This is a genomic window from Xylophilus sp., from assembly GCA_009914555.1.
Taxonomy (GTDB): domain Bacteria; phylum Pseudomonadota; class Gammaproteobacteria; order Burkholderiales; family Burkholderiaceae_C; genus WNDY01.
Genome location: WNDY01000033.1, coordinates 25064 through 39052, shown reverse-complemented (window position 1 = coordinate 39052; position 13989 = coordinate 25064). Strand labels below are relative to the sequence as shown.

The window sequence follows — 13989 nt, the reverse complement described above, 5'->3', positions numbered from 1 at the left end:
TATGCGGCAGCACGTGCCGGCGTCGGTGGCTGGTAGGTCGGGTCGTTCGCAGCGTGTCCTGCAGCGATCCGGACGATCAATGGCGTGCTCATGCGGCGTGCCTATCGATGAGGTTGTCGGAAGCGCTGCGCTCCAAGCGCTGCTTCGTAAGACCAATCACGCGTTCGGTCACTTCCTCCATATGACCGTCGATGAGGTCGCTAAGCGCCTTCTCGACATCACGCGGATCGGCGATGACAGTGCCACGCTCGGTCTCGATCTCGAATGGCGCGGCGACGAGGGCCGAGACCGAGTCGTTGGCCGGTGGAGCAAAGGGAGCGAGCGTGCGGGCGATAGTGGGGTGCATGCCTTTCATGGGGAGCCTCCTGGAGCAGGCAGGGCGGGGTATGCGATGCCGATGACCGCAACGGCCAAGATGGGAAGGACCAGGAACAGAATCGCGCGGCGCTCGTCAAAAGGTGCGGAGCACCACCAGGCGATGGCCGACTGGATGCGCTGCTCGACGCGGTCACCGCAGGCGATGAAGGCGTTCATGGCTGCGGCTCGCACGGCTGGTCCGTGACCTCGACGATGGGCGTCCCGGTCACGCCGATGGCGCCGATCTGCCGTGCCTTGTGTCCGCCGACGCACGTCGCCGTGTCGTTGGGCGAGGCGAGGGTGGTGCGACGCAGGTCCGGGCGAGCCTCGAACTGTCCGCACGCAGCAAGGGCAAGCACCGCGCCGCACAGCATGGCGATGACCATCCATCCGCCGCGCTGCTCAAGCCAGGTCTGGACGGCCGGCACTGACGACCGCGGGCTCACGGCGCACCCCCTACGCGGGCAGCATCAATCAGGCGGACGATGGGCAACAAAAATTGCAGTTGGCTGGATACGCCAGCCGCAGAGCTGCCATGCGCCCTTGTCGGAGCCGACTCGTGATGAGTCGTGACCTCATCCTCAATGTTGACGACGGTACGACCATCGTCCTCGCGCTTATACGTGGTCATAGCGACTGACCGTAGATATGGGTAAGGTTTCCGGGGACTCTTTGTATCTGAGCCGGGGCTTCATCGGGGTTGAGTACCGTGAGTGATCGATCGAACCAAACCACCCGGCCACGATTGCAGTCGTATTGGCTCACGCATGCAAGGGCGTGTTTTTCGAGAGATTCGACGGTGCTTCGCGTGACAATGTCCGAGTAGTCGCGGCCCCAGACCTCGCCATCACGACCCTCGAATCGGCTGTGAAGGTAAAACTCACGAAGAAAATCTTTTGCGGCCTCGAAAGACGGCATCGGTAGGGTCCGATCGCCACCGTTGACTACATCCACCTTCTTCTCGGTGCTCATGCCACGCTCCCCGCAACCTGATCAGCCGAGGCTTCGACAGCCAGCTTCATGTAATGGGCAACAGCACCACGACTGGAATCGTTGGCAGCGTCGTGCAGCATGGCGTTGTGCGCCAGGGCCAGCTCATCGCGGGCAAGCCGCACATGGAAGGCGACATCGCGGGGCAGGGTGACATCGTCTTCGACGGCCATGGCGAGCACATCGACCCCAGCTACGAGCGTCCCGGCGTACTGGGACACGGAGAACGGGGGCTTGGCCTTGGTCGAGCTGGTATGCAGTGCGTTGCGCATGGTCCTCTCCCTTGCCGGTAGGCCCGGCTTGGAAGAACGATAAGTCACCTAATCATACGGTGTCAAGTAGGCTAATCACTCGATCGTGCAAAATATCGATTGAGACTGATCCGGCGCGCGAGCGCCAAGGGATGGCGCATGCATGCGCTTTGTTAGATACAGGGGACAGGGACAATGAAAAATTACTTCATCGTGGCTGGAGTCGCGCTGCTTCTTTCTGGCTGCGTGAGTCCGGCGCAGCGCGCCAAGAATCAGGAAGAGATAGATGCTTCGGTGCCTTATTGCCAGACAGAAAAGCAGTGCAAGGTTCAGTGGGAGGCTGCGGCAACATGGGTTAGCCAGCACTGCGGAATGAAGATCCAGACAAGCACGGATTCGCTGATCCAGACATTTAACTCGCCACCGAATTCCCCAACCACGAGCTGCACCGTTACAAAGGTCCAGGGCCCCGGTCACCAGCAAGCTTTCACGGTGCATGTCGGATGCGCGAATATCTTCGGGTGCGTACCAAGCTCCAAGGACATGATCATCGCTTTCGGCGCGGCACTAAAGAACGCCGGCGCACCATTCCAGCCACTGCATGTGGGAGTGCAATTCCAGGCAGTCGACTCTCGAGGACGGCCGACCGTGGTACTAGCCGAGTCAATGGGTCTTGCAGTCAAGGCGGTGGAGAGTGGTGGTCGAGCACAGATGGCGGGACTGCTTCAAGATGATGTCGTCACCGGGATGAACGACAAGCGGATCCGAACCCTGGACGACTGGACGGACACTCTTGCCGCTTATGGCCCCGGAGATGTCGTGACCCTAAAAGTGCGGCGCGCCGGGCGAGATGAGTCCGTGTCCATGCCCCTCTGACGCCTAGCCAGCTACCGGCGGCGCCGCCGCCGGTGCTCCATCATGGTCCCGATCACTTGGCCCGGGTTGCCTGGGGTGACGCTGATCGTGGGCCAGTCCGGATTCAACGGTACTAGGTCGAAGAGATCTACTCCCGTGGCCTGATCCACGCCCCTGGACCGGTATTTCTTAAACGTCGCCGATTCATCGTCGTCGAGCTTTGCGACCACAAAATCTCCCGGCCGCGGCTTCACCGCCGGATCGATGATCACCACATCCCCCGGGCGGAACTCGTCCATCATCGACTCCCCATCGATGACTAGCGCGAAAGCTAGGCGCCCCAACTCTGCCGCCATACCGCGATCCACCCCTATCTGCTCCGACCCTTGACCCAGCGAGTAAGGGTCGACAGCGCCCTTGCCGTAGCCAGCCTGCACATAGCTGATAACGGGCACCATCCGGACGCCATCGTCCGCGAGAGTCATTCCGGGCGGGGCATCACCGTGCTCGCGCCTATCCTTACCAGTCCGCAGTAGACCAACAGGGACCCCGAGTGTCCCTGCCGCGAGCTCGAGTAGCGCGCCGCGAATGTTTGCAGGGTCGGTGACCCCCGCCTCCCAGTTGCTGATCGTTGCACCCGTGATGCCGATCTTCTTTGCAAAAGCGCGCTGGGAGAGGCCGGTGGCCTCACGTGCTGCCCGAAATCTTTCTGCGAACGTACTCATAGTGCTAAGAATACTTGGCAGATTGATTATTTCGCTTGACAAGTGAGTGATTAGGCGGCTTATCATGCACCACCATGACCAAGTCCGAATTGCTCAGTCGCCTTTGCATCCGCCAATCCGAACTGGCGCGCCTTCTTGGCGTCTCTCGTTCGGCTGTTGCGCAGTGGCCTGATGACCAGCCCATCCCTGAAAAGCAAGAGCTGAAGCTCCGTTACGAGCTGCGCCCCGACGTCTTCGGCGAGAAGGTGGCCTAACCCATGGTCGAAAAACTGATCAATCGCCGTGTCGCCATCATGGGCATCACGTTGATCGTCGATATGGACTCCGAGGGAAAGGAAGTTTATTCGGTGCTCGCGCATGGCTTCGACAACGGCGACATTGTCATCCCGATTCCCACTTTCGAGCTCGCTGTGGAAGCCGCTAGGGCGGCTGAAGCCGTGTGGACCAAGGAGGCGGATCCAGGCTCCTTCAGAGAGCAGCCCGAGCCGGAAGGGAAGGTGGCCTGATGTTTCGCCGATCTCGCCATCGAGTCGTAACGGCGGCGCCGCTCCGGGCTGGCGATGACCTTGTGATTTCAGTGCTCGAGCTGGGAGCAGGTGAGGACGCCGTTTCCCTCTTGAATGCACTGAAAGACCAATTTCCCGGAGTTCGACTTCACCTCTTGGTGGGCTTTGGGGAAAGCGTGGTCGTAAAGCAGCACGCCGAGCGTGATAGCGGTCATGGTGGTAGTGACGAGCCACTTCCAGTTGCTCCGGAGCCACTTCCGCACCCTCTCGATTCGGCGTCTCCACTTGGTCCGAAGGGAAATGTTGTGCAGCTTCGATACCTCTCCGGTAGCCGGGTCGTAGCCGTCTACGTCCCGCCAGAGAATCAGGGCAATGCGGTCGATGATTCTCACGGTACGGCTCCCTCAATGACCCATAAGGAGCAACGTGCCCGTGACCAGTGAAAAGTCCATGAGATTCCCCGTGTCGGTTGTTGGTGTGCTGGCGCATCCAGCATACCGCGCGGGGAGCCTCACCAATACCGCAGGAGCGGCCTGACATGTTCACGGACGCCCTGACCCTGATCGGCTTCGCCCTGGTGCTGGCGCCGGTCCTATCCATCAAGTTCCCAACTCCCGAGAGGCACCCATGAACTGGTCCCTGATCCTATCGATTGCGGCGCTGGCGCTGCTCGCGCTCATCAGCCTGGCTGGCACCCGCGTCATCCTCAGTCGGCTTGGCAAGGTCTCGTCTGCGATTCTAGGGAGCGGAGACACGGCGGATGAGGGTAGGAGACTCCCGAGCAGGGAAGTTGTTCGCTGCTCGGCAGATTGGCATACCCCATCACATGTCCAGCAAGAGCGTACCGCCGCCCCCGGTGCCGATGGCGCGGCCAATAGTGCAGCGAAGGCGAAGCTGGACAACAACGATGCGGCCATGGTTCGCCCGCGGGATGCGGAAGGGCCTTTCGTGGTCAACGCATCGTGCGTTTCTCTCCGCGACGCCACTCCCTCCGAAGTCGACCCGTCGCTGTCCGAGCAGATGGAGAAGATCGCCACGTCCGTGATTCGTAAAGCCATGGAGCCGGGCGGCTTGCTTTGGCGCAGCAGGAGATGAGTTCGTCGAGCGTCTCTAGGTAGGCGTCGATGCCGGCCCGTGATCCATTGGGCGATGCACCGATTGTCGCTTTGACATCGGTAAGCACCCCGCTCAGTGCCTCCGGCTCCGGGTGAGTAGATATCAAAAGGGCCATTGCGGCTTTCATTGCCGCGACTTCTCCCGCAATTCGCTCGATTTCCATGGGTTTCCCTTCGTTGGTTGTTGGTGGTGTCGCAGCTCGATTCTGCCACGAAGGCCAGCCCACCCATTCCGTACGCCGTGATGTCCATGGCGCAAGTGTCGCAACCACTGAGACAAACCGCATGAAGACCAATCCTCAGCCGTCCCGCGCCGTGGCGCTCATGGAGATCACCGCCCGCGCTGTGCTGGCTTCGCGCGAGGGCGTGGTGGGTTTTGCCGATCGTGTCGCGGACATCTACCTGACGACAGTGCCGGTGGACCAGCAGCGCGTGAAATTCCGGCCGATGGTTGGGGATATCCAACAGATCAGCGCGGCGCAGAAAGCCAACCGGCAAACCGTCGATCGACTCATCAAGGGCGAAGTCCTGTCATTCCCCATCGATCTGGAAGACGCATGGGTCTTGGCGCTTCCCGAGCCCCATCAGGCGGACGCGCTGCGCATGCTTTCCGGGCGCCTTGGGCTGCTGCCAGCCAAAGCGCGCAGTCCCCGCGAGGCCATGGAGAGCGTGGCTGACGCGACGCGTGCGTACGCCGACTTCATTGCTCGCATGGCTCCGATCATGGCCGACGGCGTGATCGACTCGCGTGACCAGCCATACCTCAAGCCTGCGCTAACCGAGTTGGCAGACCTGCAGGCCGCGCTGGCCAGTTTGCAGGCGCAGCTCACCGCGGCGCTACCCGGTGAGGGCGGCAAAGTCATTCCCATGCGTGGCGCAGCTTGATCCGCCGAAACCCAAAAGGCTCAGCGCAAACGCGTCCATTTCTCCCGTGCGTGAACGTGGCAGCCATTCAAGATGAACCCGCGTCACTGAGACGAGGAGATCCGCATGAACGCCCAAATGAAAGAGCCGCCGCGCGCAGCGAACTTGAGCCACACGCTGACCGGTTTCGAGTTGAGCAAGCGCTACACCGATCTGCTGAAAAAGTTCGACGCGATGTACGACTACATGAAGCTCGCCAACAAGACGCCGCCGTGCCTTCGCTTAAAGCGCGCGGACTTCGTTGATCTCAATGCTCTGGTCCGGAGCCAGTCTCAGGGGCAGCGCACCCTGGGTGCGCTGACGTACCGCGGCCTCCCCATCCTGTCCGCTGGAGAGTAACCATGGACGATCTTGACCGGGCAGAAGTCATCGAATCCCTTGAGCGTGAGGCCGCGCTGCGCCGACACGCGGCGCGTCCGCGAGTTGTCCCTGACTGCGAGTCGTGCGGCGAGGTGCCGGCGCACGTGACGTCAGCGGGCGTCACGTGGCGTTTCTGTGCCGACTGCGCGGCCGAACACCTGGCGATGAGGAAGGCGGCGTGAGCCAGCAGGTAGGTGCGCCGTATGACCCGTCTTGAACACGCCCTCCGCTATGCCGCGATGGGCTGGGCGGTCCTGCCGCTCCATTACATCAAGCCGGGCGGGCAGTGCAGCTGTGGTGACCCGCACGACGGCACGGGGCCCACGAAGCTGGCGGCCAATAGCGTAGGCAAGCATCCGTTCCAGCAGCTGGTGCCCCACGGCGTGCACGACGCCACCGTCGATACGGCGCGAATCACCGAATGGTTCACGTCGGTACCGCAGGCCAACATCGGCATAGCCACCGGCGCGGCCTCTGGCATCGACGTCCTGGACGTGGACCCACGCAACGGTGGTGACGACACCCTGGCCGTCCTGGAGCAGACGCGCGGCAAGCTGCCGGAAACGGCCATCGCCCTGACCGGCGGTGGTGGCTTCCATTACTTGTTCCGCCACGACGGATCTCGCCTGCGCAGCCCGGGTCGGGGCATCGACGTGAAATCCTCCGGCGGCTACATCGTGGTTGAGCCATCGACCCACGTATCCGGCGGCACCTACGCGTGGGAGGGGAGTGCCGATCCCACCGACGGCCAGATGATCGCCGACGCCCCCACGTGGCTACGCGCACCCGCCGTAGCCGTCGTGACCGGAGCACACATCAGTGGCGCAGGGCACCTGGATGCACAGCGCATCGCCGACCTGCGTGCCGCTCTCGAGCACCTGGCCGCCGATGAGTATCAGACCTGGATCTCCGTGGGACAGGCTCTCCACAGTACCGAGGCGCCCGAGGCCTTCGAGATCTGGGACACGTGGAGCCGTGGGGCGCCCAATTACGACGGCAGCACGTCGGCGAAGTGGCGTACCTTCCGCGCGAACGGCCCGCTGCACGTCGAGAGCATCTTCGTGTGGGCACGGGATGCCGGCTGGACCGGCGAGACAGCGCGCGTCGCTGTCCCGGCTTCCAACGTCATTCCCTTCGTCGCACCGCCCGCTCAGCACCCCCTGGACGACGCCACGCCAAGCCACCTGCTGCGCCTGCCGGGCGTGCTAGGCACCGTGGTTGATCTCTACAACCGGACAGCGCCCAAACCCCAGCCGCAGTTCGCCGTACAAGCGGCGCTGGCCCTGGGTAGCGTCGTCCTTGGCCGGCGATGGAAGACCACGCGCGACAACTGGTCGGCCATGTACTTCGTGAACGTGGCCAAGTCCGCGGCGGGCAAGGAGCACCCGCGCACGGTGATCGAGAGCATCCTCGAGGCGGCCCAACTGTCCCATCTCATCGGCGGGTCCGGCTACACCTCCACGGGCGCCGTGTTCTCCGCCCTTTATCACCAGCCGTCCCATATCGCGATCATCGACGAGCTGGGCGACCTGCTGGGCAATGCCCAGGCGCAGGGCAACTTCCACAAGCGGGAGTCGGTGACCGAGCTGGTCAAGTGCTGGGGTCTGCTCAATGGCTCACTGCGCCCGCAGGCGTACTCGACGATGAGCATGAAGCCATCCCAGCGCTCGGAGGCGATGCGGCGCGTCATCCACCGTCCGTCCCTGTGCATGCTGGGCATGACCACGCCCAAGACCTTCTACCAGAGCCTCACCGAGCAGAGCATCGAGGGTGGCTTTCTCAACCGCCTGCTGATCGTGGAGTCGTCCATAGGGCGGCAGATGTCCCGTGACGCGGATCCGCTGGAGGTGCCCGACTCGATCATCGAGTGGTGTCAGGCGGTGCGTGACGGCACGCAGGGGAATCTTACGGGCCTGGACATCGCGCCAGACCAAGTGCCGACTCCGCGCATCGTGGACTTCGACGCGGCCGCCGTGGCAGCGCTCAAGGAGTACGAGCGCGAGTGCATGGCCTCCATGGATGCCCTGGAGGCTGAGGGCCTGAGCGAGCTCGAGGGTCGATCGCGCGAGAAGGCCATGCGCACCGCGTTGATCATTGCCGTGTCGGACAGTGTGACCGTGCCGCGCGTGCGGAAGGAGCATGCGGACTGGGCGATCTCGTACGTCAGGCACTACACGCGGCAGACGATCGAGGCGGTGCGCAAGCACATGCACGGGAGCCAGTTCGCGCAGTGGCGTGCTGCGGTGCTTGAGGTGGTGCGCCGGGGCGGGATGCGTGGACTGACGGAGCGGGAGTTGGCAAAGAACTGTCGGACCTACGCCGGTCTCGAACCGCGAGTCCGCAAGGCCGTCACGGACAGCCTGCGAGCCGAGAACTTGCTGGATTGGGTGAACCTGGGCAAGGGAGCAAGTGGGCGGGGCAAAGAGCGCACAGCATGGCTGGCGACGCGGGAGGACGAAGATGCGGCTTGATCAGTTTGCAGCTAACCGGGGACGTTTGTTGTCCCCGGTTATAACCCATGGCGCACAAGGTCTAGAGCTAAATCGGGGACATTTTCACAGAGGGCATCTCCTTCCCCTAAAAAGCATGGGAGAGAGGGAGATTAAGGATATAGATAAGGGGGGTATGTTTTTGTCCACGATTATTGTCTACGCCTTGTGCCACAACAGTTATAACCGGGGACAGAGTTGCCCCCGATTTGCTGACGATTATTCCAACCCCATCCCTGCTGTGAGGCTCGCCCGATGAACACCGAGCACATCGAGGCGGTGCTGCTCATGCGGGCGGTGACGGGCGCGGAGATCGAGTGGCCCGAGCTGCGCTGGTTCTTCGCCGTGCCCAACGGCGGTCACCGCAGCAAGCGCGTCGCGGCGGAGATGAAGGCCGAGGGCGTGAGGGCTGGAGTGTCGGACTACCTGTTCCCGGTCCAGCGAGGCGGCTTCGTTGGCCTGGCGATCGAGCTCAAGCGGATCGACGGCGGCCGGACGAGCAAGGAGCAGCGGGACTTCATCGCGCACCTGCGGTCGCAGGGCTGGCGTGCCGAGGTGTGTCGTGGCTGGGAGCAGGCCTGGGCCGTGCTGCGTGACTACCTGGTCGCTGACGGGTGCGAGATGGAGGAGGCGGCTTGATGGGCGCGCCTCGCTCCGGAGCTGGGTCAGTCGCCGACGTCGAGGAAGCCGGCTGTCTTCGGCTTCTGCTGCTGCACCGCCTTCAGGGTCCTGTAAAACGCCTCCACAACGTCGCCTTCGAGCATGCTAGGCCTGGCCGTAATCAACGCAGCCGTCAACTGCGCCGCCACAAGCGCTTCAGTATTCGCATCCATCGTTTCATCTCCTATGGCGCCCCAATGGCGCGCGCAGACCATACCGTCCGGAGTCCCGCATGACCACCTTCGACACGTCCCGCCCGAGCTTCCGCGAGCGCGTCTACGCCCTGGCCGGCCGATCCACCTGGCGCGAGCCCACGAGCGGCGGGACGACGCACCTGCGGTCCATCCCCGCGGACCACATGATCGCTGCGGCGCTGTCCTTTGGACGGCGCAGCCCTGGCGACGTCGGTCCGGACATCGCGATCGACATGGCCACAGGCATCGCCGGGCACTATGGACGGGTCTGCGCCGCCCTGGGGCGCGCCCTGGGCGCTGACCGGTCGCGCTTGGTACGCCGGAACAGGGCCCACATCGGGCACGTCAGCATGGCGGCCTACAGCATGGTCCTTGGGCGAGCATGTCCGCCAGCGCCGGAGGGCATCGACGAAGACGAGTGGCGTGATCTCGTGGCGGGCGGGGCGCGGGTGCTGGAGCAGCTTGCCGAAGAAGCGCTGAGCTTGGCGGCGAGGCGGGCGAGGCGGGTGGCTTAGACGAACCGCAGGCGCTTCCACCGTCGAAGGGCTCGCCACGTGCGCTCAGCGAGGAGCATGAGACTGTAGAACACGCCAGCACCCTTCGCAGCAAAATAGATACCTGGCCGAACATTGGGCGGCACATGCGTGAGAGCGAGAGCAATGGCTATGACCGAGAGCACCGAGACCCAAAGCGAGAGCGTGAGGAAAGCCCACCGAGCTCGCTTTCTGACGATCCACCGCGCGAGCTTTCTATCGGTCCTCGCGATAGCTCTCGCGACCGGGCCATGGGGCTTGCGCGGCTTCTTGGCCGACAGCTTGGGCATCGTGTCCATCGTCATGGCCATCGTCGGCATGGTGTGCCTGGGAGCCTATCACCGGAAGCGCGGCCCCAGCTGTTGACATCAAACCCACGTGCACGAAACTTCCATCATCGGAGAGTTTTGTGTGGTGAATGCGGAGGCTGATCCGCAGAACGGTAGGGTACAGCCCGACTCGCAGAAAAGGAGCCGCCCGGCGAGTCACGCGAAAGCAGGGTGCATGGGTACAAGTTCGCTGGCAAAACGAGCCGCCCGCCAGCAAAGCCGGAGCCACAGCACCGGCCATCACACGATTCACTTATGAGCCCGGCCTGGTGCCGGGCTTTCTTTTTGGGGCATGGATTGGGAGATTCCCGGTCGTCCTCGCACCGCGCGAGCCCCAAATCCCCTGAGCCGGCCGACGCTGCGTGCGCCGAAGCCTCGCATGCGCGGGTGCCGGACCTATGGAGACCCCGCCATGCTGATCGGAATCGCCGGCCCCAAGCGCTCGGGCAAGACCACGCTGGCCGAGGGCCTGTGCCAGGTATTCGGACTCGAGCATCTGAGCTTTGCCGGCCCCATCCGGGCCTTCGTCGCATCGATCCTGGGTTGGAGCCTCAACGAGCTCGAGGCTAGCAAGGAGGAACAGGTCACCTGGCTGGATGGCATCACGCCAAGGCAAATGATGCAGACGGTGGGCACCGAGTGGGGTCGCCAGATGGTGCATGACCAACTGTGGGTTCGCTCGATGCTTGCCCGTATTCCCGACGAGGGTGGCGTCATCTCCGATGTCCGCTTCGAGAACGAAGCGAAAGCGATCCTCGACATGGGCGGCGTAGTGATCCAGCTATCCAGGCCGGGCACAGGGGCTGGCGATGGTCATGCCAGCGAGGTACCGCTTCCCGACGATTGCGTCACGCATCGCTGGGCGAATGACGGAAGCGCTCATGACCTCATCGCCGCCGGCGCGGTCTTTGTCGCCAAGCACTACGGCATCAAGGTCGAGTTCGCATGATCTGCCCGAAGTGCGGCAAGGACGAGGCCATCCGTAATGGCGCCGGTCGCTGCCTGTGTCGCGCTTGTGGGAAGTCCAGCATGGTTGGGCCTCGGCGCACCGATGGCGAAGTGTCGGAGGCCATGCAAGCGCGCCAAGGGTGGGCACCGGATCATGGCATCACGAGCCCACTACCGCTTGGGCAGAAGCTGCGAGGGACCTCCACGCTGATCGACAAGCGCACTGGCGAGCAGGTGCTGCAGTGGGTCAAGAGCAACGAGGACGCCGAGGAGCAGCACGCAGTCATGCAGGCTGCGATTGAGGCCATGGGCGAGCGCTTGCCGCGCGAAAAGGCGCGCAGAGCGCCGGCGGTGACCAACGCCGATCTCGCGAATGTGTACGTCCTCACCGACTATCACCTGGGCATGCTCGCCTGGGGCGAAGAGACGGGCGCCGACTGGGATCTGAGCATCGCCGAGGACATGCTGGTGAACTGGTTCGCCGCGGCCATGTCGCAGTCGCCAGCATCCGAGACCGGCATCTTCGCCCAGCTCGGCGATTTCCTGCATTGGGACGGCATGGACGCGGTCACTCCAACCAGTAAGCATCTCCTGGACGCTGACACACGCTTCCAGAAGCTCGTACGGGTGGCGATCCGGGCGATCCGGCGTGTCATCGGCATGCTCTTGGACAAGCACAGTCACGTGCATGTTCTGATGGCCGAAGGCAATCACGACATGGCCAGTTCTATCTGGTTGCGAGAATGGCTCCGGGCCATTTACGAAGACGAGCCGCGCGTGACCGTGGACGTGTCGCCCGACCCCTACTACTGCGTGGAGCACGGCAAGACCGCGCTGTTCTTCCACCACGGGCACAAGAAGCGACCCGCGGCAATCGACACAGTCTTTGCCGCCAAGTTTCGCGAGGTCTTCGGGCGCACCGAGCACGCCTACGCCCACATGGGCCACATGCACCACATCGACGTGAAGGAGACGAACCTCATGGTTGTGGAGCAGCACCGTACGCTTGCTGCACCTGATGCCCACGCGTCCCGCGGCGGCTGGATGTCGGGTCGCGAGGCATGCGTGATCACCTACTCGAGGCGATTCGGTGAAGTAGGGCGGGTAAGGGTTTCGCCGAAGATGCTGGAGGCGGCGTGATGCGCGTCACTGCAGCCATCGTCTTTGTTCTGTGTGGACATATGACGGCAGCGTTCTGGCTGCTCCTGTGGAAAGCCGTCGACCCGTGAGCGCCGATGACGACGGCACCTATGAGCCAGCGCCGGCCGGCCTCGCCGATGGCGATGTGCTGATCGCCGACCCAGTCGAATTCTACGAAGTGACGAAGTCCATTGCCGCCATGGTGCGGGGTGGGGCGCTCTTCGTCCTAGCTCGCGACACCCTGAAGTGGGTGAACGTCGAAGACCTCAACAAATCAGGTGCCGGCAAGTTGTCGGCCATCAAGGGCGGAGCCGATGGAGCAAAGTGAGCTGGCCCGGGAAGCGACCACAGCCGCATGGCGGGCCGCACCCATCGCAGGCGGGCTGGGTATCGTGAAGACCATGGACGCGTGGGGCCCGCAGGAGTGGTCTTACGTGCTGATTGGTGCGTACGCTGCCCTGCAGATTCTCTACCTCACCTGGAAGTGGCACCGCGAATGGCGTACGCCGAAGGTGTCGGCATGAAGGGGCGCGTTGCTGCGGCCATTGTGGCGCTGGCGATGTCGATCGCGGGCGGCCTTGTCGCGAACTTCGAGGGCACCAGGTATGCGGCCTATCCGGACCCGTCGACGAAGGGCGCGCCGTGGACGATCTGCGAGGGCCATACGCAAGGCGTCAAGGCCGGCGACGTCGCCACCCGTGCCCAGTGCGACGAATACCTACGCCAGGATCTCGCTGCGGCGAACGATGCCATCGACCGGTGCATCGTGACACCGCTCGGCGTCAACCAGCGTGCCGCCCTGATCTCGGCAGTTGTCAACGCCGGTCCGCCGCTCGTATGCGGCTCGACCCTCCAGCGCAAGGCCAATGCGGGCGACCTCGCCGGTATGTGCGCCGAGCTGTCGCGCTGGACCTGGGCCGCCGGCCGCCAGTTGCCCGGCCTCGTCCGTCGCCGCGCTGAAGAGCGCGCCTTGTGCGAGAAGTCCGCGTGAGTCCGCTCCGTGTTGCTGCTTGGGTCGCCGGTGTCGCGCTGCTCGTCGGCGCTTACTCGATGGGCCATCACCAAGCCACTGCCGAAGGAGCCGCCGCGCTTGCCGCATACCAACGTGGTGTCGCCCAGGACGCGGCACGAGAGGCTTCCGCCCGGCTGGATCGGTATCACGCCCAAGCTGTCGCCTTCGACATAACGGCTCACCAGTTCACCGAGGACCAGGCCCGTGCCAAAGCCGATTCTGACCGTGTTGCCGCTGATCTTCGTGCTGGCAATCTCCGCCTGCGCGACCGCTGGGCCACCCAGGTGCGTGCCAACGAAGTCGCCATTGCCGCCCGTGCCGGCGACGCTGATGCAGCCCCCGACGACCGAGCGGCGAGTGCGGGACGAATTGTTCGAGCCGCCGCCGAGTGCGACGCACAAGTCCGCGGACTCCAGTCCATCCTCTCCAAGGAGCGCGAATGAGCGATTTACATAAGCGACACCTCGCGGCGCTACGTAAGGCGGTGTCTGGCCTGCGATTCAGCGATTGTCCCGAGCTGTTCAAGGACATCGAGGCGACCAAGGCACAGATGCGCGCCGCCGGTCTCTCTGTGCCTGCGGCCATCGCCCGTCGATAACCC

At 63.6% G+C, this 13989-nt stretch carries 25 protein-coding genes; 17 read left to right on the top strand and 8 right to left on the bottom strand.

What is annotated here, in order from left to right; translation table 11 throughout:
• Positions 1–88: 88 nt before the first annotated feature.
• The 5 genes from GAK38_RS14870 to GAK38_RS14850 form a co-directional block, all read right to left on the bottom strand.
• Positions 89–355, bottom strand: a complete 267-nt coding sequence (locus GAK38_RS14870; RefSeq protein ID WP_325345413.1) for a hypothetical protein — start codon at positions 353–355, stop codon at positions 89–91.
• Positions 352–534, bottom strand: a complete 183-nt coding sequence (locus GAK38_RS14865; RefSeq protein ID WP_325345411.1) for a hypothetical protein — start codon at positions 532–534, stop codon at positions 352–354. The genes GAK38_RS14870 and GAK38_RS14865 overlap by 4 nt, the downstream gene beginning before the upstream one ends.
• A complete protein-coding gene (locus tag GAK38_RS14860; protein WP_325345409.1) occupies positions 531–743 on the bottom strand; it encodes a hypothetical protein in 213 nt (70 codons plus the stop codon). Before GAK38_RS14860 ends, GAK38_RS14865 begins: the two co-directional genes overlap by 4 nt.
• A 241-nt stretch (positions 744–984) precedes the next feature.
• The gene (locus GAK38_RS14855; protein ID WP_325345407.1) at positions 985–1329 is read right to left on the bottom strand and encodes a hypothetical protein; all 345 of its coding nucleotides are present in this window, start codon (positions 1327–1329) and stop codon (positions 985–987) included.
• The gene (locus GAK38_RS14850; protein ID WP_325345405.1) at positions 1326–1619 is read right to left on the bottom strand and encodes a hypothetical protein; all 294 of its coding nucleotides are present in this window, start codon (positions 1617–1619) and stop codon (positions 1326–1328) included. Before GAK38_RS14850 ends, GAK38_RS14855 begins: the two co-directional genes overlap by 4 nt.
• Before the next feature lie 174 nt (positions 1620–1793).
• Here GAK38_RS14850 and GAK38_RS14845 point away from each other — a divergent pair, with 174 nt between their 5' ends.
• Positions 1794–2474, top strand: coding sequence for a PDZ domain-containing protein (locus GAK38_RS14845; RefSeq protein ID WP_325345403.1), 681 nt, complete (start codon positions 1794–1796; stop codon positions 2472–2474).
• 11 nt (positions 2475–2485) lie between these two features.
• Here the strand turns inward: GAK38_RS14845 and GAK38_RS14840 are convergent, their stop codons facing one another.
• Positions 2486–3178, bottom strand: a complete 693-nt coding sequence (locus GAK38_RS14840) for a LexA family protein (protein WP_325345401.1) — start codon at positions 3176–3178, stop codon at positions 2486–2488.
• Between the two features lie 74 nt (positions 3179–3252).
• On the opposite strand from GAK38_RS14840, the gene GAK38_RS14835 reads away from it, so the two are divergent.
• Positions 3253–3432, top strand: a complete 180-nt coding sequence (locus tag GAK38_RS14835; protein WP_325345399.1) for a hypothetical protein — start codon at positions 3253–3255, stop codon at positions 3430–3432.
• Positions 3433–3435: 3 nt separating this feature from the next.
• On the top strand, positions 3436–3684 hold the full coding sequence (locus GAK38_RS14830) for a hypothetical protein (RefSeq protein WP_325345397.1): 249 nt from the start codon (positions 3436–3438) through the stop codon (positions 3682–3684).
• 68 nt (positions 3685–3752) lie between these two features.
• Here GAK38_RS14830 and GAK38_RS14825 read toward each other — a convergent pair whose 3' ends face one another.
• Positions 3753–4076: a hypothetical protein gene (locus GAK38_RS14825; RefSeq protein ID WP_325345395.1), complete on the bottom strand. Its 324-nt coding sequence runs from the start codon at positions 4074–4076 to the stop codon at positions 3753–3755.
• A gap of 235 nt (positions 4077–4311) precedes the next feature.
• On the opposite strand from GAK38_RS14825, the gene GAK38_RS14820 reads away from it, so the two are divergent.
• The 6 genes from GAK38_RS14820 to GAK38_RS14795 all read left to right on the top strand — a co-directional run bounded on the left by GAK38_RS14820 (position 4312) and on the right by GAK38_RS14795 (position 9211).
• Positions 4312–4779, top strand: a complete 468-nt coding sequence (locus GAK38_RS14820; protein WP_325345393.1) for a hypothetical protein — start codon at positions 4312–4314, stop codon at positions 4777–4779.
• A gap of 305 nt (positions 4780–5084) precedes the next feature.
• Positions 5085–5684: a hypothetical protein gene (locus GAK38_RS14815; RefSeq protein ID WP_325345391.1), complete on the top strand. Its 600-nt coding sequence runs from the start codon at positions 5085–5087 to the stop codon at positions 5682–5684.
• Positions 5685–5789: 105 nt separating this feature from the next.
• Positions 5790–6062: a hypothetical protein gene (locus tag GAK38_RS14810; protein ID WP_325345389.1), complete on the top strand. Its 273-nt coding sequence runs from the start codon at positions 5790–5792 to the stop codon at positions 6060–6062.
• A gap of 2 nt (positions 6063–6064) precedes the next feature.
• The gene (locus GAK38_RS14805) at positions 6065–6265 is read left to right on the top strand and encodes a hypothetical protein (protein WP_325345386.1); all 201 of its coding nucleotides are present in this window, start codon (positions 6065–6067) and stop codon (positions 6263–6265) included.
• A gap of 21 nt (positions 6266–6286) precedes the next feature.
• Entirely contained in the window at positions 6287–8554 is a 2268-nt protein-coding gene (locus GAK38_RS14800; RefSeq protein WP_325345384.1) for a bifunctional DNA primase/polymerase, read from the top strand.
• A gap of 273 nt (positions 8555–8827) precedes the next feature.
• Positions 8828–9211, top strand: a complete 384-nt coding sequence (locus GAK38_RS14795; protein WP_325345383.1) for a VRR-NUC domain-containing protein — start codon at positions 8828–8830, stop codon at positions 9209–9211.
• A 26-nt stretch (positions 9212–9237) separates the two neighbouring features.
• On the opposite strand, the gene GAK38_RS14790 is transcribed toward GAK38_RS14795, so the two are convergent.
• On the bottom strand, positions 9238–9405 hold the full coding sequence (locus tag GAK38_RS14790) for a hypothetical protein (protein WP_325345381.1): 168 nt from the start codon (positions 9403–9405) through the stop codon (positions 9238–9240).
• A 59-nt stretch (positions 9406–9464) separates the two neighbouring features.
• Here GAK38_RS14790 and GAK38_RS14785 point away from each other — a divergent pair, with 59 nt between their 5' ends.
• The 8 genes from GAK38_RS14785 (at position 9465) to GAK38_RS14750 (ending at position 13986) form a co-directional block, all read left to right on the top strand.
• Positions 9465–9941 (top strand): hypothetical protein, encoded by a 477-nt coding sequence (locus GAK38_RS14785; RefSeq protein ID WP_325345379.1) that lies wholly within the window; start codon positions 9465–9467, stop codon positions 9939–9941.
• Between the two features lie 150 nt (positions 9942–10091).
• Positions 10092–10325, top strand: coding sequence for a hypothetical protein (locus tag GAK38_RS14780; protein WP_325345378.1), 234 nt, complete (start codon positions 10092–10094; stop codon positions 10323–10325).
• Positions 10326–10700: 375 nt separating this feature from the next.
• A complete protein-coding gene (locus tag GAK38_RS14775; protein ID WP_325345377.1) occupies positions 10701–11237 on the top strand; it encodes a deoxynucleotide monophosphate kinase family protein in 537 nt (178 codons plus the stop codon).
• A complete protein-coding gene (locus GAK38_RS14770; RefSeq protein WP_325345375.1) occupies positions 11234–12376 on the top strand; it encodes a hypothetical protein in 1143 nt (380 codons plus the stop codon). Before GAK38_RS14775 ends, GAK38_RS14770 begins: the two co-directional genes overlap by 4 nt.
• A gap of 85 nt (positions 12377–12461) precedes the next feature.
• Positions 12462–12704, top strand: a complete 243-nt coding sequence (locus tag GAK38_RS14765; protein WP_325345373.1) for a hypothetical protein — start codon at positions 12462–12464, stop codon at positions 12702–12704.
• Between the two features lie 168 nt (positions 12705–12872).
• A complete protein-coding gene (locus GAK38_RS14760; protein WP_325345371.1) occupies positions 12873–13367 on the top strand; it encodes a lysozyme in 495 nt (164 codons plus the stop codon).
• Positions 13364–13831, top strand: coding sequence for a lysis system i-spanin subunit Rz (locus GAK38_RS14755; RefSeq protein WP_325345369.1), 468 nt, complete (start codon positions 13364–13366; stop codon positions 13829–13831). The genes GAK38_RS14760 and GAK38_RS14755 overlap by 4 nt, the downstream gene beginning before the upstream one ends.
• Positions 13828–13986: a hypothetical protein gene (locus GAK38_RS14750; protein ID WP_325345367.1), complete on the top strand. Its 159-nt coding sequence runs from the start codon at positions 13828–13830 to the stop codon at positions 13984–13986. The genes GAK38_RS14755 and GAK38_RS14750 overlap by 4 nt, the downstream gene beginning before the upstream one ends.
• Positions 13987–13989: the final 3 nt, after the last annotated feature.

Bases quoted from the DNA above. Each gene is read 5' to 3' on its own strand.
- GAK38_RS14820 (WP_325345393.1), top strand. From the start codon at position 4,312: ATGAACTGGTCCCTGATCCTATCGATTGCGGCGCTGGCGCTGCTCGCG.
- GAK38_RS14795 (WP_325345383.1), top strand. From the start codon at position 8,828: ATGAACACCGAGCACATCGAGGCGGTGCTGCTCATGCGGGCGGTGACG.
- GAK38_RS14805 (WP_325345386.1), top strand. From the start codon at position 6,065: ATGGACGATCTTGACCGGGCAGAAGTCATCGAATCCCTTGAGCGTGAG.
- GAK38_RS14760 (WP_325345371.1), top strand. From the start codon at position 12,873: ATGGCGTACGCCGAAGGTGTCGGCATGAAGGGGCGCGTTGCTGCGGCC.
- GAK38_RS14840 (WP_325345401.1), bottom strand. From the start codon at position 3,178: ATGAGTACGTTCGCAGAAAGATTTCGGGCAGCACGTGAGGCCACCGGC.
- GAK38_RS14860 (WP_325345409.1), bottom strand. From the start codon at position 743: ATGGTCATCGCCATGCTGTGCGGCGCGGTGCTTGCCCTTGCTGCGTGC.
- GAK38_RS14785 (WP_325345379.1), top strand. From the start codon at position 9,465: ATGACCACCTTCGACACGTCCCGCCCGAGCTTCCGCGAGCGCGTCTAC.
- GAK38_RS14845 (WP_325345403.1), top strand. From the start codon at position 1,794: ATGAAAAATTACTTCATCGTGGCTGGAGTCGCGCTGCTTCTTTCTGGC.
- GAK38_RS14850 (WP_325345405.1), bottom strand. From the start codon at position 1,619: ATGCGCAACGCACTGCATACCAGCTCGACCAAGGCCAAGCCCCCGTTC.
- GAK38_RS14810 (WP_325345389.1), top strand. From the start codon at position 5,790: ATGAACGCCCAAATGAAAGAGCCGCCGCGCGCAGCGAACTTGAGCCAC.
- GAK38_RS14835 (WP_325345399.1), top strand. From the start codon at position 3,253: ATGACCAAGTCCGAATTGCTCAGTCGCCTTTGCATCCGCCAATCCGAA.
- GAK38_RS14775 (WP_325345377.1), top strand. From the start codon at position 10,701: ATGCTGATCGGAATCGCCGGCCCCAAGCGCTCGGGCAAGACCACGCTG.
- GAK38_RS14770 (WP_325345375.1), top strand. From the start codon at position 11,234: ATGATCTGCCCGAAGTGCGGCAAGGACGAGGCCATCCGTAATGGCGCC.
- GAK38_RS14865 (WP_325345411.1), bottom strand. From the start codon at position 534: ATGAACGCCTTCATCGCCTGCGGTGACCGCGTCGAGCAGCGCATCCAG.
- GAK38_RS14750 (WP_325345367.1), top strand. From the start codon at position 13,828: ATGAGCGATTTACATAAGCGACACCTCGCGGCGCTACGTAAGGCGGTG.
- GAK38_RS14855 (WP_325345407.1), bottom strand. From the start codon at position 1,329: ATGAGCACCGAGAAGAAGGTGGATGTAGTCAACGGTGGCGATCGGACC.
- GAK38_RS14800 (WP_325345384.1), top strand. From the start codon at position 6,287: ATGACCCGTCTTGAACACGCCCTCCGCTATGCCGCGATGGGCTGGGCG.
- GAK38_RS14830 (WP_325345397.1), top strand. From the start codon at position 3,436: ATGGTCGAAAAACTGATCAATCGCCGTGTCGCCATCATGGGCATCACG.
- GAK38_RS14780 (WP_325345378.1), top strand. From the start codon at position 10,092: ATGACCGAGAGCACCGAGACCCAAAGCGAGAGCGTGAGGAAAGCCCAC.
- GAK38_RS14870 (WP_325345413.1), bottom strand. From the start codon at position 355: ATGAAAGGCATGCACCCCACTATCGCCCGCACGCTCGCTCCCTTTGCT.
- GAK38_RS14815 (WP_325345391.1), top strand. From the start codon at position 5,085: ATGAAGACCAATCCTCAGCCGTCCCGCGCCGTGGCGCTCATGGAGATC.
- GAK38_RS14790 (WP_325345381.1), bottom strand. From the start codon at position 9,405: ATGGATGCGAATACTGAAGCGCTTGTGGCGGCGCAGTTGACGGCTGCG.